Source organism: Rahnella sp. PAMC25617, from assembly GCF_050606005.1.
In the GTDB taxonomy this organism is placed as follows: Bacteria; Pseudomonadota; Gammaproteobacteria; order Enterobacterales; family Enterobacteriaceae; genus Rahnella; species Rahnella variigena.
In genome coordinates, this window is sequence record NZ_JBOCUM010000150.1 from 1 (window position 1) to 204 (window position 204).

Annotated in this window: 1 protein-coding gene; it reads right to left on the reverse strand. The window is 43.1% G+C overall.

Annotated elements, in window-relative coordinates; all coding sequences use genetic code 11:
- A partial coding sequence (locus ACM615_RS24055; protein WP_431012655.1) for a PDZ domain-containing protein occupies nt 1-204 on the reverse strand: 204 nt, incomplete at both ends.

The window sequence follows — 204 nt, forward strand, 5'->3', positions numbered from 1 at the left end:
ACACCATTCCTTGGCGGTTAAGGTGAAGCTTGACATCCGTTCCTTTTTTCCCTCTGATTAGAGAGACTGCTTGATTGACCGACATGCCTTTTGTGCTTTTTCCATCCACCTTTAAAATACGATCATGAGGTTTCAACCCGGCTTTTTCAGCAGGAGAGCCTTTAATCGGTGCGACAATTAAAATTTGTCCATCCTTCTCTTCTA